The organism is Alkalibaculum bacchi, assembly GCF_003317055.1.
GTDB classification, from domain to species: Bacteria; Bacillota; Clostridia; order Eubacteriales; family Alkalibacteraceae; genus Alkalibaculum; species Alkalibaculum bacchi.
The window spans coordinates 1-19,376 of the sequence record NZ_QNRX01000008.1 but is presented as its reverse complement, the minus strand read 5'-3'; the positions used below and the strand labels follow the sequence as shown (position 1 = coordinate 19,376).

19 protein-coding genes and 1 other annotated feature are annotated in these 19,376 nt (G+C 32.8%); of the genes, 5 read left to right on the top strand and 14 right to left on the bottom strand.

Going from position 1 to position 19,376, the window contains the following annotated elements; all coding sequences use genetic code 11:
• Position 1 precedes the first annotated feature (1 nt).
• From aroB to DES36_RS07200, 5 genes are all read right to left on the bottom strand, one after another.
• A complete protein-coding gene (gene aroB / locus DES36_RS07220; RefSeq protein WP_113920558.1) occupies positions 2 to 1,060 on the bottom strand; it encodes a 3-dehydroquinate synthase in 1,059 nt (352 codons plus the stop codon).
• Positions 1,057 to 1,914, bottom strand: coding sequence for a prephenate dehydrogenase (locus DES36_RS07215; protein WP_113920557.1), 858 nt, complete (start codon positions 1,912 to 1,914; stop codon positions 1,057 to 1,059). Before DES36_RS07215 ends, aroB begins: the two co-directional genes overlap by 4 nt.
• Positions 1,915 to 1,944: 30 nt before the next feature.
• On the bottom strand, positions 1,945 to 3,027 hold the full coding sequence (locus DES36_RS07210; protein ID WP_113920556.1) for a prephenate dehydratase: 1,083 nt from the start codon (positions 3,025 to 3,027) through the stop codon (positions 1,945 to 1,947).
• Positions 3,028 to 3,047: 20 nt separating this feature from the next.
• Positions 3,048 to 4,061 (bottom strand): 3-deoxy-7-phosphoheptulonate synthase, encoded by a 1,014-nt coding sequence (aroF, locus tag DES36_RS07205; RefSeq protein WP_113920555.1) that lies wholly within the window; start codon positions 4,059 to 4,061, stop codon positions 3,048 to 3,050.
• A gap of 58 nt (positions 4,062 to 4,119) precedes the next feature.
• Positions 4,120 to 4,369 (bottom strand) — a binding site (T-box leader).
• A gap of 158 nt (positions 4,370 to 4,527) precedes the next feature.
• Positions 4,528 to 5,154: a GyrI-like domain-containing protein gene (locus tag DES36_RS07200; protein ID WP_113920554.1), complete on the bottom strand. Its 627-nt coding sequence runs from the start codon at positions 5,152 to 5,154 to the stop codon at positions 4,528 to 4,530.
• A gap of 286 nt (positions 5,155 to 5,440) precedes the next feature.
• Between DES36_RS07200 and DES36_RS07195 the strand changes: the two genes are divergently transcribed.
• Together DES36_RS07195 and DES36_RS07190 are read left to right on the top strand one after the other, a co-directional pair.
• The gene (locus tag DES36_RS07195; RefSeq protein WP_113920553.1) at positions 5,441 to 6,496 is read left to right on the top strand and encodes a DUF1786 domain-containing protein; all 1,056 of its coding nucleotides are present in this window, start codon (positions 5,441 to 5,443) and stop codon (positions 6,494 to 6,496) included.
• Between the two features lie 239 nt (positions 6,497 to 6,735).
• Complete coding sequence (locus DES36_RS07190; RefSeq protein ID WP_113920552.1) at positions 6,736 to 7,575, top strand: pirin family protein; 840 nt, start codon at positions 6,736 to 6,738, stop codon at positions 7,573 to 7,575.
• 106 nt (positions 7,576 to 7,681) lie between these two features.
• Here DES36_RS07190 and DES36_RS07185 read toward each other — a convergent pair whose 3' ends face one another.
• On the bottom strand, positions 7,682 to 7,867 hold the full coding sequence (locus DES36_RS07185) for a hypothetical protein (RefSeq protein ID WP_113920551.1): 186 nt from the start codon (positions 7,865 to 7,867) through the stop codon (positions 7,682 to 7,684).
• A 252-nt stretch (positions 7,868 to 8,119) separates the two neighbouring features.
• Between DES36_RS07185 and rsmH the strand changes: the two genes are divergently transcribed.
• Positions 8,120 to 9,181 (top strand): 16S rRNA (cytosine(1402)-N(4))-methyltransferase RsmH, encoded by a 1,062-nt coding sequence (gene rsmH, locus DES36_RS07180; RefSeq protein ID WP_113920550.1) that lies wholly within the window; start codon positions 8,120 to 8,122, stop codon positions 9,179 to 9,181.
• Positions 9,182 to 9,499: 318 nt separating this feature from the next.
• Here rsmH and DES36_RS07175 read toward each other — a convergent pair whose 3' ends face one another.
• The 8 genes from DES36_RS07175 to DES36_RS07135 form a co-directional block, all read right to left on the bottom strand.
• On the bottom strand, positions 9,500 to 10,183 hold the full coding sequence (locus tag DES36_RS07175; protein WP_113920549.1) for a response regulator transcription factor: 684 nt from the start codon (positions 10,181 to 10,183) through the stop codon (positions 9,500 to 9,502).
• Entirely contained in the window at positions 10,161 to 11,492 is a 1,332-nt protein-coding gene (locus DES36_RS07170; RefSeq protein WP_113920548.1) for a sensor histidine kinase, read from the bottom strand. The genes DES36_RS07175 and DES36_RS07170 overlap by 23 nt, the downstream gene beginning before the upstream one ends.
• A gap of 11 nt (positions 11,493 to 11,503) precedes the next feature.
• The gene (locus tag DES36_RS07165) at positions 11,504 to 12,247 is read right to left on the bottom strand and encodes an ABC transporter permease (RefSeq protein ID WP_113920547.1); all 744 of its coding nucleotides are present in this window, start codon (positions 12,245 to 12,247) and stop codon (positions 11,504 to 11,506) included.
• Positions 12,234 to 12,959 (bottom strand): ABC transporter ATP-binding protein, encoded by a 726-nt coding sequence (locus DES36_RS07160; RefSeq protein ID WP_113920546.1) that lies wholly within the window; start codon positions 12,957 to 12,959, stop codon positions 12,234 to 12,236. Before DES36_RS07160 ends, DES36_RS07165 begins: the two co-directional genes overlap by 14 nt.
• A gap of 59 nt (positions 12,960 to 13,018) precedes the next feature.
• Positions 13,019 to 14,272 (bottom strand): hypothetical protein, encoded by a 1,254-nt coding sequence (locus DES36_RS07155; protein WP_113920545.1) that lies wholly within the window; start codon positions 14,270 to 14,272, stop codon positions 13,019 to 13,021.
• A 227-nt stretch (positions 14,273 to 14,499) separates the two neighbouring features.
• Entirely contained in the window at positions 14,500 to 16,008 is a 1,509-nt protein-coding gene (locus DES36_RS07145; RefSeq protein WP_113920543.1) for a M48 family metalloprotease, read from the bottom strand.
• Positions 16,009 to 16,179: 171 nt separating this feature from the next.
• The gene (locus DES36_RS07140) at positions 16,180 to 16,458 is read right to left on the bottom strand and encodes a hypothetical protein (RefSeq protein ID WP_113920542.1); all 279 of its coding nucleotides are present in this window, start codon (positions 16,456 to 16,458) and stop codon (positions 16,180 to 16,182) included.
• A gap of 90 nt (positions 16,459 to 16,548) precedes the next feature.
• On the bottom strand, positions 16,549 to 17,148 hold the full coding sequence (locus DES36_RS07135; RefSeq protein ID WP_113920541.1) for a putative immunity protein: 600 nt from the start codon (positions 17,146 to 17,148) through the stop codon (positions 16,549 to 16,551).
• Between the two features lie 671 nt (positions 17,149 to 17,819).
• Between DES36_RS07135 and DES36_RS07130 the strand changes: the two genes are divergently transcribed.
• Together DES36_RS07130 and DES36_RS07125 are read left to right on the top strand one after the other, a co-directional pair.
• A complete protein-coding gene (locus DES36_RS07130) occupies positions 17,820 to 18,458 on the top strand; it encodes a PepSY domain-containing protein (protein WP_113920540.1) in 639 nt (212 codons plus the stop codon).
• Between the two features lie 233 nt (positions 18,459 to 18,691).
• The gene (locus DES36_RS07125) at positions 18,692 to 19,303 is read left to right on the top strand and encodes a response regulator transcription factor (protein ID WP_113920539.1); all 612 of its coding nucleotides are present in this window, start codon (positions 18,692 to 18,694) and stop codon (positions 19,301 to 19,303) included.
• Positions 19,304 to 19,376 lie beyond the last annotated feature (73 nt).

Here is a 19,376-nt window from a genome sequence, read left to right as displayed (position 1 = left end):
CTCAAAAAAATGCACTTATATTTTTTTCTGGTACTTTTTTAATAAAACAATCCCCAATTTCCTTTAATAAAATTAAATTTATATTATCTTTAATATTCTTTTTATCTAATTTTATCGTTTTTCTTATATACTCATCGTCAACATTTTTTACGATATGTTCCATATTGAAATTCATTAGGATGTCCTTTATCCTTTGTGCTGTTCCTTGCTTTGTATATCCTAATTCCTCACTTTTCTCTGTTATATAATACATGCCTACACCTACAGCTTGACCGTGAGAATATTGGTAATTAAAATAATTTTCAATTGCATGTGCTAATGTATGCCCAAAATTCAAAATCATCCTCAGTCCTGTATCTTTCTCATCAACCTCTACAATAGCTCTTTTTATATTGCAGCATGTATAAATGATGTATTCAATATGATCAAATAATTGTTCTTTTGATTTTATTGTTGTTAACATTTCAAACATTTGAGCATCTTTTATACATGCGTATTTTATCACTTCACCCATGCCGTCTTTTATGCAATCATCTGTCAATGAATTTAAAATCGATGGATCAATCAATACTAATTTAGGTTGATAAAAGGTACCTGCCAAGTTTTTTCCTTTTCTTAAATTTATTGCTGTTTTGCCACCTATGCTCGAATCGATCTGTGATAATAGAGTAGTAGGTATTTGAATATAGTCAATACCTCTTAGATATATTGAAGCTACAAACCCTGCCAAATCTCCGATTACTCCTCCACCAAAAGCTACAATCAAATCACTTCTTTTTATAGACTGTTCTGTAAGCTGATCTAGTACTTCACTTAGTGTTTTAATGCTTTTACTTTCTTCTCCTGGTTTTACAACTATAAAATGAATATGTGATCCATACTTTTCTAAAGACTCTTTCAACTTATTACCATATAGCTTAAATACATTTTCATCTGTAATCACTGCAATATTTTTATTGTCGTATATTGATTTTATATATTCTCCTGCTTTTGATAATATATTATTATCAATAAAGATATCATATCTATTTTCTTTGTGATGAACTTGTATCCTTTTCATATTGATATCCCTTTCCTCTTTGCAGTACTTTTTTCAAAATACGATTGCACAGTATCTTTGTTATCATTATCTATAATATGATAGACTTTATTTAAATCATCTATAAACTCGGCTAGTGCTCTTAGCAATTTATCTTTATTTTCAAATATTAATTGGCTCCACAATTCTGCATTTATCTGCGCAACTCTTGTTGCATCCTTAAAACTTCCTCCCATGCAATCTAATCCTTGTTCAAATTTATCGCTATTTACAAGTGCACATGCTATTAAATGAGGAAGCTGGCTTGTAAAAGCTATCATCTCATCATGTTTTTCAGGAGACATAATAGACACTTCCTTAAATCCAATTCTATAAAATAATTTCTTTAGTATTTCAATTTGTCTCCCTGGATTATGATTACAAGTTAAAATGTATGAAGCGCCTTCAAAGATACTGCTATCAGAAAATTCATATCCTATACATTCTTTACCTGCCATAGGATGCCCACCAACAAAATAGATATCTTCTCTTATAAACTCATTAATTTGTCGAGAAATCTTATCTTTTATACCTGAGGTATCTGTGATAATACAGTTTTTTTTCATCTTGTGCATATTGTCTTTTATGAAATTTATATTAGTATTCGGATATGCACAGAGAATAACCATATCTGAATGATTAAGAGGGTAAGTTGGATTTATAAAACCTTCGTCTATTATCCTTTCTTGTTTTGATTGCTTTATAATACTTTCATTTACCTCAATTGCCCACAAGTTTTTCACATTTATATGCTTTCTTATGGCTTTTGCCATAGAGCCCCCTATAAGACCTAAGCCTACAACAGTTATATTCAAATTTTCAAATTCTAATTCCAACTTAGAATCACCCCCTTTATATTAAATATATTAAGCCCTATAACTCCCTAGTATTTTAAAATATGGAAGTTCCTTTTCTAATTGGAAGAGTATAGCCTTCATATTGTGTTCCAATATATTTCCCTCAAAATCAACATAAAACAGATATCTAAAAGGACTTTCTAAATCTGGTCGTGAACATATGGATGTCAAGCTTATATTGTAATAAGAAAATACGGAAAGTACACCATCTAAACTCCCTACAATATGTGGCACGGAGAAAACTAGGCTTATTCTATTGTGATTTTTTTCTTTTACTAGCATTCTTGATATCCCACAAAAACGGGTATAGTTTTCACTTTTATTAATTTTTGCATTTAATATCTTAAGACCATAATTTTCTGCTGCTTCTTTAGAACAGATACATGCTATTGATTTATCCTTCATTTCAGCTACTCTTTTCGCTGCAACAGCAGTATTTGTATCATTTATTACTATAAATCTATTTTCTTTTATATATTCATAGCATTGTGCCAATGCTTGTGGATGAGAATACACCTGTTTTATATCTTGTATCTGCGTACTTTGAACACCAGCTATACAATGACTTATTTTTTTTATATAACTATAATTGATATACAAATCGTATTTTACCAAGAGATCATATATCTCATTGATATATCCTGCAGTTGAATTTTCTATAGGTAGTACTCCAATATCTGCTTTATTATTATATACATTAGAGAATACTTGCTCGAACAAGTCTGTATATATTATTTCTTTATTAGGAAATAAAGCTTTTGTTGCACTTTCTGTATATGAAAAAGGCAATCCTTGATAACATATTTTTTGTATTTCTTTATTGCTTTTTATTTCATTATCATCTGATAATTTAGTATGCTGCCTATATAAGTATCTTTTGTCTATTAACTGTATACTTTTAGCCAAGTGTCTATATTCATGTGCATATTTTTCATCACAATTTATATCTTTGCCTATAGTAGAAAAATTTTCTTTATTATTGGATTCAAGTTTTGAAATTTCATCAACTAAAGAAATTCTTTTTAGAAAAGCTCTTTTAATATCTTCATTGCATTTCAAAATCTCTTCCTTTGATTTTTCATATTTGCACATAAAATCACCTATCTTTTATTCTAAATTTCTCTGTCTACAGCATTTGCAATAAGCCTTAACTTTTCCATAGTTCTTTTAAATGATTTATATGTCAAAGACTGCGCCCCATCACATAATGCATTTTTAGGGTCATTATGAACTTCTAAAATTAGTCCATCTGCTCCTGCTGCTATAGCTGCCATGGATAATGGCTCTACCATCCAATGTAGACCTGCTGCATGACTCGGATCGACAATAACTGGCAAATGACTTAACTTTTTAAGTGCAGGTATGGCACTTATATCAAGAGTATTTCTTGTATAATTCTCGGAAGTGCGTATGCCTCTTTCACAAAGTATGACTTCTTCATTACCACCACTCATTACATATTCTGCAGACATAAGGAGCTCTTCATAGGTATTTGCAAATCCTCTTTTGATAAGAACAGGTTTGTTTGTCTTTCCTAATTCCTTTAAAATTTCAAAGTTTTGCATATTTCTTGCACCTACTTGAAATATATCAACCATATCCATAAACATTTCTATATGTGCAGGATTGGTAATTTCAGATATGATTGGCATTTGTGTTTGAGTTTTGGCTTTATTTAAAAGTTTTAATCCATCTGCTTTCAGACCTTGAAAAGCATATGGCGATGTTCTTGGTTTCCAAGCTCCACCCCTTAATATTCGAGCACCTTGTTCTTTTACATATTTCGCTATTCCTACTATTTGCTCCTCACCTTCTACGGAGCAAGGTCCAGCCATTATGGTTAGCCTCTTACCACCTATTTCAACTCCATTTATATTGATAACAGTATCCTGTGGATGCATTTTTCGATTTGATTTTTTGTATGGTTCTTGAACTTTCATAATTTTTTCTACATTTTCATTAAAATAAAGCGAACCGATATCTAACGAAGATGTATCTCCCACAAGACCTAAAATTGTTGTACTTTCCCCAACTATTGGATTCACTTTTACATCAAACTTTTCTAACATATTTGTAATCTTCGCAACCTCTTCCATTGACGTCCCATTTTTTAATACGATAATCATTCCTTTACCACCTTTCAATTTTAAATACAAAAAAACCTTCCATCCCTATATTTTTATATACAGGGACGAAAGGTAAATATACTCTTCCGCGGTACCACCCAAATTTAGCTATTGCTACACTTTTCGAATACGAGATTATACATCTGATATTCTATCCTTATAACGCAGGAATACGACACAGCCTACTATATTCAGCCTGTAGCTCAAAAAGGAACTTCGAAATGATTCTTCTAATGTTTGCTTCCAGTCAATGGCAAACTCTCCCTGGTAGATTCCTCAAAACTACTTTCTTTTATCATCGCTTTTTCATTAAATTATATCTATTCTATTCTCATAGATCTCTTTTGTCAATTGTTTTTTTAATAATTAATTATAATAATCGGTATTGCCAGCAATATACCGTCTGTAATAAAATTTTTCCGCCTAAAAAACAGGTGTATAATTTTACTTTACTTTTTAAATATTTTTAATCTAATTTTCTGATAGCGTATCTTAAAACGGTCTTTAATTTCGCAGATTCAACTTTTCTTGCATCAGAAAGATAAATTTCTCTGTGCCTTAGAGTTTTTATCTCAAGGTGATTGTCCTCTATAAATTGCTTCATCTTTTCAAAGGTTTGTGGTTCATCATCGTACGGACCTATATGAAGCATTTGAACAGATAAGCCATCTTCAATAGTATCAAATAAAACTTCATCCAGTAGTGGATTTGATTTCTTCTTTCTTGCAATTTCAAATGCTTTATCTACGATATCTTTTGTCACAAAATTCGGTTGCCTAATCATAATCGTATAGAGCAGTTCATCTTTATCTAGTGTATCTAATCTTCTACCCTCTTCCGTCAAATCCCATAACCCTTCTAATGGATATACCGTATATTCAAAATACCCTTCAGGAGTATACCCTTGCTTTGGCATCATCCGAATAGCATAGGATAATGAATAGAGAACTTCAATTTTTTCAGAGAAATCATCACTATTAGGATTTCCTTTTCCTTTAATCATAAAGAATTTTTGCTCTGGAACAGATACAAGTTCAGGTTTTTGCTTTGGTATATATAGTTCCTTTTCGTGTTTTCTCCATTCATGTTTCATTTGTTATGTCCCCCTAATTTATAATCACTTAATCTTTAGTGTTCACAACTACTTTCATAGGATAAAATCATATCATTTTATGTACAATTTTACATCCAAATTTCAGACTATTGTTATACTTTATTACTTAATTTTTTTCTTACTAATTGTTTCAATCTACAAAACAGATTTAACAAATATGATATTTGCAAGGTATTTGGATTAGAAGAAGCCTAAAAAAAGGATACTAAGTATATATTGTGCTATAATTTTACATAACACAAACTGAAGTAAGGGAGAATTCGTTATGACAGTATATAAAAATGTATCATCATCGTTTAAGCAAAAAGACATCCTAGTAATTGATGTTGGTTCTGGAACTCAAGATGTTTTAGTCTATCAAGCTGATAAAAATATAGAAAATTGCCCTAAATTAGTTATGCCTAGTAATACACAGCTTGTAGCAAAGCAGATTCGCCAAGCAACACGACAAGGACAAAATATTTACCTTTACGGTCATGTAATGGGTGGTGGAGCATGTTTTTTTGCTGTAAAACAACATCTAGAGGCAGGTTATAAAGTTTATGCTACAAAAGAGGCAGCCTATACATTTAATGATAAATTAGAAAAGGTTCGTGAAATGGGGGTTGAAATCGTCGAAATCACACCAGATAATGTATGTAAAATACGAATGGGAGATATTAATCTTGCAGCATTTGATAAGGCATTAGGAGCCTTTGACCAAGCTTTACCTTCTCAGCTTGCAGTAGCAGTTCAAGACCATGGCTTTAGCACTGAGGAAAGCAACCGTATAGTGAGATTCCGTTTATTAGAAGAATTTATTGCCAAAGGTGGTCTTCTAAAGAATTTGATTTTTACAGAACAAATACCAGAAGTTTATACTAGGATGAAAGCTGTTCGAGGTGCGGTGCCTGGAGCAATACTTACAGATACTGGAACAGCTGCTCTATTAGGTATTATGGCAGATCCTACTGTGCAACCACATCTAGAAAAAGGAATCCTTGCCATTAATATCGGCAATTCCCATACATTGATCGCAGCTATCCGTGGTCAACGTATCTATGGATTATGTGAGCATCATACTGGTTTATTGAATACAGATTCACTAGCCTCTCTAGTTAAAAAGATGCAAAACAATGAATTATCTAATGATGAAATTTTTAATGGAGGTGGACACGGTGCAGCCTTTCACCCAGATATGACTCCAGGCTGGGACTATATCGCTGTCACTGGACCACAGCGATCTATGGTCAAGCCGTTAGGATGGCACGAAGTTGCACCCTATGGTGATATGATGCTGACAGGCTGCTTTGGCATCTTAGTTGGTCTGGGCATAATCTGATTTTGTATAGTTCCATTATTAATGTGGCATATAAAAAGATATGTCACATTTTTGATTCTTATTCAAGCCTGTTACGAAGTTTTTTATATCTTCTTTATTATCAATTAAATAGGATTATAAAATTGTGGATAGTGCTTATCCTATAATATTGAGATTTGTTTCAATCCTAATTTAATAGGGTATTAATCTATATGAATTCATAGATTATTTAATTCCATTCAATACTTGGAGGTATGAAGATGAAAAGAAAAATTAAAGATAAAGTTACTGGTTTTCAAACTACAGATGGTGCAGGAGTACATCTTGTGCGAGTTCTAGGAAACACTACCACTGAAACATATGATCCTATTTTGATGCTTGATTCTTTTGATAGTACAAATCCAGAAGAATATACTGCAGGATTTCCAATGCATCCACATAGAGGTATTGAGACCATTAGCCTTATTGTTAAAGGCAATATGGTCCATAAAGATAGTTTAGGAAACCAAGATCAGATTACAGATGGAGAAGTCCAGTGGATGACAGCAGGCTCAGGAATATTACATGAAGAAACGCTACCTGCATCCGAAAGACTTCTTGGACTTCAGCTTTGGCTCAATATGCCCGCTAAGGATAAAATGTCACCACCGGAATATCACAGCATAAAAAAAGATGAGATTGAGGAGATACCCATCCAAGGTGGAACTTTGCGACTTATAAGCGGAAGCTATAAAAATCAAAAGGGCTTTACAGGAAAATACTTACCTCTTGATTACTACCACATTAGCTTAGAATCAAATCACAAATTCACCATCGAAATGGAAGAAGATAAATCCGTTATGGTATTTTTGTTACTTGGTGATGCTAAAGTAGCAGATGAAATCGTAATGGAAAAGACAGCAGTAAAATTAACAGAAGGAAGTTCTCTAGATATTGAGTCCCTTGATAAAGATATTCAGATTATATATCTCAGCTCTAATAAACTAGAAGAACCGATTTATTGGGGAGGACCTATAGTAATGAATACGAAGCAAGAACTAGATTTAGCCTTTAGCGAATTAAGATCCGGAAACTTTTTAAAAGAAAAAGTAGATTATTAAATATAAAATAAAACCACCCAAGAAATATTTATATTATTTCTACACCTCACATTCAGAGCTATCGCAGAGATTTAATGCGATAGCTTTAATACTATGACTTTTATTACTATCTTTTAATATTCTTTTTGGATAATTCAAATAAAGTCCCAACCAGTGCTATAGCTACTCCTATACCAAAAATCCAACTTAGTATAGAAGGAATAACCTTATTAAATATCACAAGAAGAATTATGATGCCTAGTGCGATAACCTGAATCGTGATTCCAATTCTTGCTCCTTTATTAATTGCCATAATTTCTTTCTCTCCTTTTATTCTATTTTCTCCGTAAGCAATTTGTGATTTTCTCGCATACTAATTATTATATCAATAATAAAGATGAAATAGATGGTAATTTCTCTTTCTAATCTATTTTTTAATTAAATGAATTTAGTGTATAATAATTATAACTGATTTGTATGGGCTAATACGGCTCAGAGAACAATAAAATCGCGAGAAATGATATCAGTATTCCTATTAAAAGAGTAGGAAACTATGGAGGTATAAATGAATTCATCACCAGATAATCAAAAGAAAAAACACAAAAGGCGTGTTCGATATTCAGGTACTCACCCAAAAGCCTTTCACGAAAAATATAAAGAACTACAACCAGAAAAATATGCCGATGATGTAAATAAGATCATTCAAAAGGGCAATACACCTGCTGGTATGCATCGTTCCATTTGCGTAAATGAAATACTGGAATTTTTACAAATTACACCAGGACAAGTTGGATTAGATGCAACTCTAGGTTATGGTGGTCATACACTAGAAATGCTTAAATGCTTGGATTCTAAAGGACATTTATACGCATTGGATGTAGACCCTATTGAACTACCACGTACTCAAAAGCGTTTAGAGGGCTTAGGTTATGGTTCCGATATAATAACCTTTAAGCAAACGAACTTTTCTAATATTGATCAGGTTGTCCTTGAATCTGGACCACTAAATTTTATATTAGCTGATTTGGGCGTCTCCTCAATGCAAATAGATAATCCAGAAAGAGGCTTCTCTTATAAAAGTGATGGTCCTTTAGACTTAAGATTGAATCCAAACAAAGGCATGTCTGCATCGGATCGTTTAAAAACAATGGAGCAAGATGAATTAGAAGGTATGTTAATGGAAAATGCAGATGAACCTCATGCTAATGTAATCTCACATGCTATTATAGATTCTATAAAAAGAGGGATAGATATTACAACCACTACTCAGCTTCAACAAATTATTGAAGAGGCTTTACATTTCATTCCCGAAAAAACTAGGAAAGAGGATGTCAAAAAATCCTGTCAACGATGCTTTCAAGCATTACGAATTGATGTTAATAGTGAATATGAAGTCTTATATGAATTTTTGGAAAAGCTTCCTGCCACTCTTGCCAAGGGTGGGCGCGTTGCTATACTTTCCTTTCATTCTGGAGAAGATCGATTGATCAAAAAATCTTTTCAGAAATTTTATCGAGAGGGAATCTATAGTGATATAGCCCCAAAACCTATTCGGCCAACAGCAGAAGAATGCTATTCTAATAGTCGTGCACGATCAACAAAATTAAGGTGGGCTATCAAAGCATAATATTTACCCACCATTCATCTGACTTGCTCAGTCCCCAAGCTACGACAGGCAATGGGGACTGGAAATTTATATAAAGTATATTAACTTTTTACTTGAATATTTTTCCCATAACAATCTCATCACAATATGTTCCATCTATTAATTAAAAAGCATTTTTCACATTACTTTTGCCATCTTTATAGCTTCACATCATATAAGTGTTGTTCATCACGGGAGGTCAAAGACCGCCCCCACATTCTGGATATCGATAGGTAGGGGCGTACCTTTGGTTGCCCGTTTGCACGACGCAATGATTTACAATTACGAAATTTTTCTTTATCAGATTTTAAATCGATAACCTGCACCCCATACCGTTTGAATATATTGTCTGATTTGAGGATTTGGTTGGATTTTTTCTCTTATTCTCGCTATATGTACCGTTATTGTAGTGGCATCAGATAGTGCATCATAACCCCAAACTTTCTCAAATAGCTCTTCTTTGCTATAAACTCTATTTGGGTTTTCCATAAAAAACAAAAGAAGTTCAAATTCCTTTTGAGTTAAAAACACTTCATGCCCATCCATAAAAACCCTATGATCTTCCTTGTCTATGGATAAAGCACCTACCTTTATTTGCTTCTTTTGAGGGCTGTGTTTAAACTTTTCATAGGTTTTTAGATGGCTGTTTACCCTCGCTACTAATTCACCCATACCAAAGGGCTTTGTTATATAATCATCAGCTCCTAAGTTTAGTCCTTTAATCTTATATACTTCCTCTGATTTTGCTGACACAATAAGTATAGGTATTTCTTTTGAATCTGCTACTTCTTTTAATATTTCAAAACCATCTTTTCCAGGAAGCATTAAATCTAAAATAATTAAATCAAATTGGTCGTTTTTAATATAATGAAGGCCTGTGTCCCCATCAAAAGAACAGATAACCTCATAACCGCTCATTTCAAGGTAATCCTTTTGTAGCTCTGATATGCTTTGATCATCTTCAATAATTAATATCCTTTTCATATCTTTTCACCTTTTTTAACGAAATCATAATTGAGGCACCTTCATCCATTTCAGAAATTGCCCAAATCTGACCATCTAATCCTTCAACTATTTGCTTTGCAATGGCTAGTCCCAATCCGCTAGACCCTTTAACCGCTCTGGCTGTATCTGCTCTGTAAAATCGTTCAAAAACATAAGGTAAGTCATTCTTATGAATTCCTTTTCCATTGTCCTTAAACTCCATTATAACCGACGAATTCGTTTCTCTTAGCACTATTTTGAGTTGACCTGAATGTTTTTCGATATTTCTTTTCGCATTGTCCATAATATTTTGAACGACTCGGTTGAATTTATCGAGATCTATGGTGACAAAGACTTCATCCCCAAGTTCATTTTCAAAAGTTATACTTTTATCTTCACCCTCAAATTCTGCTAAACTGTCTTCAATACAACTTTCTACGTATTTTCGAACATTGACCTTTTCTTTTTCGAAGGGCATTTGATTTAAATCTAGTTTAGAGTAGAGCAGTAAATCCTCAATCATTATATTGATCATCTTTGTCTTTTCAACGGCTTTTGATAAATAATATTGTTTTTTCTCATTCGTATCTGCGACACCATCTAGCACTCCATCTATATAGCCTCTTATAGATGTTACAGGGGTTTTAAGATCATGGGATATACTTGAAATTAAAAACTTTCGATTATCGTCAACTTTCTCCTCATAATATATAGAGTTTTTTAACTGAAGGCGTAGCTGTTCCACTACTCTTTCTAGATCTCTAATCTCTCCGTATCCTCTATCTGTAATGGCTGTTTCAAGGTCCCCATGTCTTAACTTTTCCGTTTCCTCTGTCAAATTTGTAATAGGATTTATAATGTTTTTCATGTTTTGTTTTTGTACTATTATGCTTGCCACAGCAAACACTATTAAGAACGTTATAAAAACAAGTACCATAAGATTTCTATAATAATTCCCTACATTTATAATCGGATTAAGGTTTATGATATTGTATTTATCACCACTTACTGTTGAGAAGTCCTCTGTATTTATGCTGTATTTCGTATTTTCATGAATATAATAGTTGTTCCCAATGCTTACATTCATTAGGATCTCTTTTACTTGTATCCTGCTAAAGTCGTCATTTTTATATATAATATTTTCGTTTTCAATAACCACAACAGACGCCTCTCCTATGCCACTGGTAACAGGAAATTTGTTAAATAGATTACAAAAATACGAATACGCAAAACCGACACAACTTGTAATAAGAATTGTGCCAATGAAAATCAATATGCCTTGTGTTAGAAATCTTTGTTTTAGGTTCATAGCATCTTATCCTAGATGTCTCTTTTTTCAAAGAAGTAATAGCTTGCTGTAATTAACATTATACCGTAACCCAGCAAAATTAGAAATACCCTTAGTATTTTGCTAAAATTGATATAACCTCCTAAAATCAATGTATACCAATCGAAAGTAGATGTAAATAAGAAACTTTTGAAGTTTGGAAAAATCATGCCCAATCCATTAAACACTAAAAATACAAGTATAGAAAGCATAAAGGCACTCGTTGTTCCCTTCGAAATGTTTGAAAGGAAAACAACTACCAATGCAAAGATCAATTGTGGAAAGAACTCCATAATATATGCTAATACTATTTTTACTAGATTAGACACACTGCCATCTATAAATATAGAAACTACAAGAGATAAAATCATTACAACGATAAGATTTGCCATGATAGAAGTGGCAATAGCTAAAATTTTTCCTAAGAATACTTTAAATCTTGGCGCAAGCCCTGTCAAAGTTAATTTAATCGTACTATCTGCAAATTCTCCAGCAAACATATCGATACAGATAAAAGCAGTAAAGAGCGGAAATAGCGTATAGCTTAAAACCGTTAAAACCATAATTGAAAAGTCTGAACTTCCTGTGATACGTATCCCTGCAAAATTATTTAAATAATAGACTACAATAGCTCCTACAATGAGTGAAAGAAACGAAAAAACCAATGATATTGCAATCTTCTTCTTCTTAGATATTTTAAACATCTCATTTATGTATACTGCTTTAAGAGTCTCCATTTAAATCGACCTCACTTAAATAATAGTTCTCCAAGGAAGAGTAGTTTTTTAAAATACTTTGTGTGCTATCTACACCTGAAAATTTACCGCCGTATAAAATACCTACTTTATTACAAGTAAGCTCTATATCGTGTATTAAATGACTGGATATAAAAAGAGTTGTCTTATGCTCTTCTGATAGATTAAGGACTAATTTTCTAAATTCTACCATTGCTTCTACGTCTAAACCATTTAAGGGCTCATCCAGTATTAGTATTTCAGGATTCGACAAAATAGCCATGGCAATGCCCAGTCTTTGTTTCATCCCTAAGGAATAGTTTTTTATCTTTTCATTTTTAAATTTTAGAAGTCCTGTAATATCCAGACATTCGTCAATTCTCATATCACCAACACCTTCATAAAACCTTCCGCATAATTTCATGTTTTCATATGCAGTCAGATAGGTAAAAGGCGTTACACTTTCTATAATACAACCAACTTTCTTCATAGCCTTTTCATAGTCCTGTGAAATACTATAACCATTTATACGAACATCACCTTTATCTGCTTTCATAAGACCTACCATAACTTTCATGGTGGTGCTCTTTCCTGATCCATTAGGACCTAAGAAACCAAATATATCTCCTCGATCAATTTCTAAATTAATATCTTGTATGCCACGATTGTTCTTATACGTCTTTGAAAGATTTTCAATTACAATTGCTTTATCCAATATTGTACCTCCTTTAGAATAGTTTGAGGCGCAAAGTTCAAGCCTTTGCGCCTATATTACTATTCAAATACTCTTACAAATTCATTATTAAAATTTTCCTCATCATTTGTATGTGAGTATCCACCATTTTCTTCATCAATTATTATATCAAATGCTACATACAGATTTTGTAAATTTGTACTATCCATAGTTCCCTTTTTCTTTTTTCCATTGTTGTCTGTATAGTTTAGTATTGTGTAAAATTCTGACTCATTGTGATTTGAACTAAACTCAAAGCTTCTAACAGCATCTGGTTCATATCCCTTATTATAAACCTCGTAATATTTACCCTTTACATTGCCCTCTTTAACAGAGGTAATTTCTACAATTCTTTCTCCAACTTTTACGAAGGAATTATTCTTTACTTCTACGATATTATTGCTATATTTTCCAATGTATTTCTCATCAAATGGACAACCTTCCTTGCTATAGGTAACCTTTTTTCCATCTAAGTTTGGAGCAACCACAACGGTGCTATTTATGCCTTTTATGTCCATTGAAAGCTCTAAAGTATAAACGTGTTCAGCACCCTTATCATCTTTTGCAGACATACTTACACTGAATATTCCACTTTCTATAATTCCGTCTTTGTTTTCAACAGCTTTTCCTGATGCTTCTTTAAGGGTTACATTAGATTTAGGAGATGGAATATTAAGTGTCTTTATTGTATAGTCATCAAGTATTGAATATTTGAATGCAAAGGATGAAATCGCATTGATGAGAGGGGGGATTTCTGAGTCTCCTATATCTCCTAAATACATTTTCTTCTTACCTGATTGCTCAACTTGAATGACATTTTCTAAACTTCCTATAAATGCATCTACAATCCTTTCTACATCTTTGACTTCTTCTTCCTCAAAAGGATTTTGTATTATTCTTGTGTTTTTCCTTGATTTTTGTCTTTCTTCCACATTATAGGATCCATCTTCAAAATTTTTATTTATATATTGTTTTTTATCACTATAGGAGTAATATTCTACATGATTGCCTTTTTGAAGTTGTATGGTCCTTGTTTCTTCAGCTTGATTTTTTATATCAAATTTTGTATTAGTAGTCTCTTCTGAATAAATCTTGCCGTCAACTTTGAGAGTTGCAGTAATGCCAACGCTAAAGTTATCCACATCATCTACCAATTTAGCTGTAGTTGTTTTTAAGGACTTCTTTAGATTCTGATACCCTGATCCAAGGGCCGCATCTGCAAATCCTGAAGTTACTAAAATCATTGCACCAAAGATAAAGATGCCGAACATCGTTGATTTTTTATTAAATTTCATTTTTTGCCTCCTAATATAGAATGAATCACCACAAAATCACAAATATTTATGTTATTCAATTATATATTACAATAGGAGTCTTGAATAACTCTAAATGAATTATTAAAAATTTATTAAATGACGAATGCATCACCATAGTTAAGGCACAGTGTGTACTTTGCTGCATCTTTACGCCTATATCCCCTTCAATCTGTTGTAGGCTTCTATTTGATTCGTCTTCTTGTTCTCTATTTATCATCGGCTTCTCCTACATATTCCCATGTGTTGCCACGATCTAGAGATTGATATAAAGCTTTAATGCCACCTTTATAATCTCCATCTTGCCCTTGTCCGACCAAAACTTCAAGCTTTTCATCTTGTAAATAAGGCATACCTGGAAAATCAAAAGCCTCGTAAGTCTCGTTTTCATTTAAAGGCACTTTAACTGGAGGAAAGCTTATCTTTTTATAAGAAACTCCTCCATCCTCTGTACAGTATAGCTCCCCATAAGAACCGCCGCTATGAGACATGGCAATAAATCCAAGCTTTTCATCTAGAAAAGTAATTCCTGCCGAGGCCCCTGCATCCCCTGAGAAGGGATCTTTATTTAAAGTCTGCCAAGTAAGCCCAGCATCTTGTGTTTGATCTAAAATGTAGAACCGGCTCCCTAAGGCAGCATCCGCTACAGTCAATCGATATCCTCGTGTTTCATCTAGAAAAAAAGCTTCTTCACCATCAAAATCTCGGTAACCTATAACATCATTTTTCTTAATCATCTCTGGCTCTATCATTACAGTCTCCCAATCGGGAATATACCGGACGGGAATAATCATGTCCTCTTTTTCTGGTACATAGACAGATATTGTATACCCTACGATTTCATTCATAGCATACTCTTCCTTTTTCACATTTCCTTCCTTGTCGATGGTCACAATTCCCGCGGTATTGTACCCCCAGTTGCGTATACCAGCATATAAAATACCAAACTCCTCTTGCTCCCACTGTAAGATAGTATCCTTCAAGGGAATTACCTTCATAGCATCTAACAAAGGTTGAAATTTATGTATATCATCATAATCTGCATTGACGTTTCCTCGTAGATAAACTGTTATTTTTTTAGACTTTTTGTCATCATAAGTAATTACGAAACTCTCGGTCTCTCCTTCTTCATTTCGTCCATACAAGAAAGTGTCAAAAGAAAGTATGGTTCCGTCTTTATTAAATTTCAATATAAAATCTGACGAAACATACAAATCCTTAGGAAGATCTAATCTTGTTTCTATGGCATCAAATATGCCCTGCAGTCCATGCTCATAGATATTTCTTTGGATATACTCGACTTGTCGTTTGTTTTTTAGATCCTGCAGTAACCAAGATAGCTTCCCATTGTAGTTAACAGCACTATTATAGACTCCAAGTGCAGTAAGACCAGTAATTCCTACTAAAATAAAGCATGAAATCGAGTACCATAGCTTACTTCTCCTTATATCTTTTTCTGCATCATATTGTTTCTCTTTTGAAACCTCCAGCACCATATTTTGAGATTTCTTTTCGTGTTTATGATTGGAATAAACACACCACAAAAACCACAATGATAACAACCCCATGCAAATAATGATTATTGGCATTCTTCTCTTCACTCCACCATACTGGCATAGAGAGTATAGATAAAAACAAGCAACACCATATATTGTAAGTGCCACTGGGTTGAGTACTCGGGACCAAAATAAATATCGAGAATCTTTTTTATTCTTCAAATGATCTCTCTCCTTAAATTTTATCTTAGGAATTTTATCTTATGAACAGAATCCTCCCATAATTCAAAACTTTTCTTCTCTGACGCTTCCGTTACCTCTCCTTGTAAATTCAAATTAGTTCATTCGCACTCTAAAAAAATTATTCACTTAATCTACTCAATAAGTTTGTATTTATTTTTTTAAAAATGTAGGTTTTAGCAATAATCTAGATGCTATCATAAAAATACCTAAACTTATAAAGAATGGTAGAAGTCCAGATGAAGTTTCAGGTAATTTTGTAAATACTGGCTCCATTAACAATATCGATCCAAAAACAATTAAAACTAATCCTATATAAGACAATACTCCATATTTTTTTATATACTTTCCATGTTTATAATTTTTCACAAGAAAATAAAGACCATAAGTGAAGAGCACAACTCCAATAAACACCATACTCCACAATAGCATGTTAAAATACCTCCCATGTAATTATTAATTCACCATTCACAATATTATACTAATGCGTAATATATAAATACTGCGAAGCAAATATTAACACTATATCTTTTGCTGTTTTAACTTTCTTTTTTTACACAATAGTCTCTCCTTGTTAGGTTTGGTATCATCTAATAAGAAATCAACCCAATCAAGTTTAAATTTACCTGCATTTTCTTGCCAATATAGAAGACGGTCATTGTAGTAAGTAATCTTTTCGCTAACTGGTTCTTGGAAATTATATTTTCCGTATTTTAAAATTAATGCAGTTAACTCATACATTGGCAATCCCATAGCGTGTGTTTCTACATGAACAGTAGCCCCAGCATGGCCAATAGCGTGACATAAAGCACCATATTCAGCATCATTAATTTCTTTTGCAACTGCATGTGAATCCAAAATTGCTCGTTTGGCTATAGGCATTTTGATTTTACCCGTTGCCCAAGATTCACAAAGTTCCAAGCAGGTTCTTGGCCTGCACTCACCATGATACTTTGACTCAAATTGCGCTAAGGGCAGCTTTGCACAATCTAATGCCCACATTACGATTGTTCGATGCTTTTGTAATTGCATTAATTCTATCAAGCCCTGTAAACATTGGCTTTCACGAGAAAATAAGATTTTATTTTTTCTTTTTAATTTTGCTTCTACATCTGAAAACATGTTAACCTCCTCAAAAATTTTATAGCACTTAAAACAATCATTCCTATCCTAATATTATTTTCAACACCATAAGCGCCTCTTTCACCTGATATTCGTGATATCTCTCGATAAGAAGATAATCACCTCCTATTACTGCAAAAATTACGGCAAGTGACAGACAGGCTATTGTCCATATATTTCAATGAACACCTCCTAATATTATGACTATTTTACTTCACATGTATATTAACTATTATATCAATACCAAATGGTAAATTCTCTTAATATTTTAGTAATGGGGGACGTTCTCAACTGGAACAATTTCTCCTAAAGCTCTTTCCATCATATAATATTGTCTTTCATACATTACAGATTGCCATTAGCTCATGTCACCAATGCCTTGTGCAGAGTTAAAGAATAAAAAGATTGAACTGAGCCAAGATAAAGAAGTAAAACATTGATATAATAGGAACTCTGGAAAAAGGTTGAAGAGAATTAAGAAGGAATGGTTTAAAGCCTGATTATTACTAGAAGGCAATGGATGATTCATTTATTTTCTTATAGATGTTGCTTTGAAGAGATTAAAAAATTCTAATGAAAATCTAATCGTTTTTTTAATAGACCCTAATCTTCCTTTTATAATTTAGGTGTAAGATAGCATTGTAGTCAAAATCACGAGGGGGAACAAGATTATGAAAAATAAAAAGAATAAAGTGCTTATTCCAATATTAGCAACAACTATTTTGGTGGGAGGGGGTCTTGGTATTGCATATGCTACCAATCCTCAAGACAAGCCTATTTCTGTGGCAATAGAAGAAAATCAAACTAAACAAGTAAAATTAACAGAAAAAGGGGCTACCAAAATAGCATTAGAAAAGGTACCTGGAACTATAAAGGAAGTAGAATTAGAGGATGAAGACGGAACAATTGTTTATGAATTTGAAATTCTTTCAACAGATGGTACTCAAAAGGATGTAAAAGTAGATGCCCAGACAGGCAAGGTTATAAAATTGGAGGCTGATAATGAAGAAAATGAGGAAGAGAAAGACGAAGAAGAAAACCAAGCTAAATTAGCTAAACAAACAAAAATAACAGAAGAAGAAGCTACCAAAACAGCATTAAAAGAATTACCTGGAACTGTAAAGGAAGTAGAATTAGAGAATGAAGATGGAACAATTGTTTATGAATTTGAAATTCTTTCAACAGATGGTACTCAAAACGAAGTGAAAGTAGACGCTCAAACAGGTAAGATTGTAAGAGTGGAAGCCGATGATGAAGATCATAGCGAAAAAGAAAACAACACTCAAAACCAAGTAGAAAAAGTTAAATAAACAATATAACTGAAGGAGCTAAGTTTCCAAAAAAGTGTCCGAAATCGTGTCAATATTTCGTGACACTTTTTTTAGCAAAATAATTCATCTGGCTTTGAAAGATAGGTTGGATAGTATAATCGATTTGTTAGTGTAAATGATATCATTATCCACGTTTTAATAGAATGTTCATTTTTTATGCTTAAAGGAAGAAATAAAAGATATAATGCCTTTTTATTGGAGAGTGATTTAGTATGAAAAAAGTACTGATTATTGAAGATGAAAAAAATTTATCTCAATTTATTCAATTAGAATTAGAGCATGAGGGCTATGAAGTACGAACTGCTTTTGATGGCAGAGATGGTTTGGATCAAGCATTACATGAACAGGTTGATCTTATTTTGTTAGACCTAATGCTACCCAATTTGAATGGAATCGAAGTCTGCAGAAGAATTCGTTTGATTAATAGCACTCCTGTTATCATGATTACGGCTAGAGATAGCGTCTTAGATAAAATATCAGGACTCGATAGCGGGGCGGATGATTATATTACTAAACCTTTTCAGATTGAAGAATTATTAGCAAGAATGAGAGCTCTTTTTAGACGATCGGAAGTCCCTATGAATCATCAATCAATCGTCTATAAAGACTTAGAGGTGGATATAGAATCAAGAATAGTAAAACGAGGAAATAATGAAATAGAACTAACTAAAAGGGAGTTTGATTTACTATATCTTTTACTTAAAAATATAAATCGAGTGTTGACACGAGAATTACTTTTAGAAAAAATATGGGGTTTTGATACTATGATCGAGACCAATATTATAGATGTTTATATTAGTTACTCAAACTTCGCACATAAATAATTGAATACAAGTATTGGAATTCCGGGTTTACAGGTATAAAAATAGCATGAAAACACCAGATTTGTTATAATTG

What these genes read in the sequence shown, in the direction of transcription:
- DES36_RS07125 (WP_113920539.1), top strand. Translation starts at nt 18,692, where the DNA reads ATGAAAAAAGTACTGATTATTGAAGATGAAAAAAATTTATCTCAATTT.
- DES36_RS07185 (WP_113920551.1), bottom strand. Translation starts at nt 7,867, where the DNA reads ATGGCAATTAATAAAGGAGCAAGAATTGGAATCACGATTCAGGTTATC.
- DES36_RS07165 (WP_113920547.1), bottom strand. Translation starts at nt 12,247, where the DNA reads ATGGAGACTCTTAAAGCAGTATACATAAATGAGATGTTTAAAATATCT.
- rsmH (WP_113920550.1), top strand. Translation starts at nt 8,120, where the DNA reads ATGAATTCATCACCAGATAATCAAAAGAAAAAACACAAAAGGCGTGTT.
- DES36_RS07135 (WP_113920541.1), bottom strand. Translation starts at nt 17,148, where the DNA reads ATGTTTTCAGATGTAGAAGCAAAATTAAAAAGAAAAAATAAAATCTTA.
- DES36_RS07210 (WP_113920556.1), bottom strand. Translation starts at nt 3,027, where the DNA reads ATGTGCAAATATGAAAAATCAAAGGAAGAGATTTTGAAATGCAATGAA.
- DES36_RS07175 (WP_113920549.1), bottom strand. Translation starts at nt 10,183, where the DNA reads ATGAAAAGGATATTAATTATTGAAGATGATCAAAGCATATCAGAGCTA.
- DES36_RS07170 (WP_113920548.1), bottom strand. Translation starts at nt 11,492, where the DNA reads ATGAACCTAAAACAAAGATTTCTAACACAAGGCATATTGATTTTCATT.
- DES36_RS07130 (WP_113920540.1), top strand. Translation starts at nt 17,820, where the DNA reads ATGAAAAATAAAAAGAATAAAGTGCTTATTCCAATATTAGCAACAACT.
- DES36_RS07195 (WP_113920553.1), top strand. Translation starts at nt 5,441, where the DNA reads ATGACAGTATATAAAAATGTATCATCATCGTTTAAGCAAAAAGACATC.
- DES36_RS07140 (WP_113920542.1), bottom strand. Translation starts at nt 16,458, where the DNA reads ATGCTATTGTGGAGTATGGTGTTTATTGGAGTTGTGCTCTTCACTTAT.
- DES36_RS07190 (WP_113920552.1), top strand. Translation starts at nt 6,736, where the DNA reads ATGAAAAGAAAAATTAAAGATAAAGTTACTGGTTTTCAAACTACAGAT.
- DES36_RS07155 (WP_113920545.1), bottom strand. Translation starts at nt 14,272, where the DNA reads ATGAAATTTAATAAAAAATCAACGATGTTCGGCATCTTTATCTTTGGT.
- DES36_RS07200 (WP_113920554.1), bottom strand. Translation starts at nt 5,154, where the DNA reads ATGAAACATGAATGGAGAAAACACGAAAAGGAACTATATATACCAAAG.
- aroB (WP_113920558.1), bottom strand. Translation starts at nt 1,060, where the DNA reads ATGAAAAGGATACAAGTTCATCACAAAGAAAATAGATATGATATCTTT.
- aroF (WP_113920555.1), bottom strand. Translation starts at nt 4,061, where the DNA reads ATGATTATCGTATTAAAAAATGGGACGTCAATGGAAGAGGTTGCGAAG.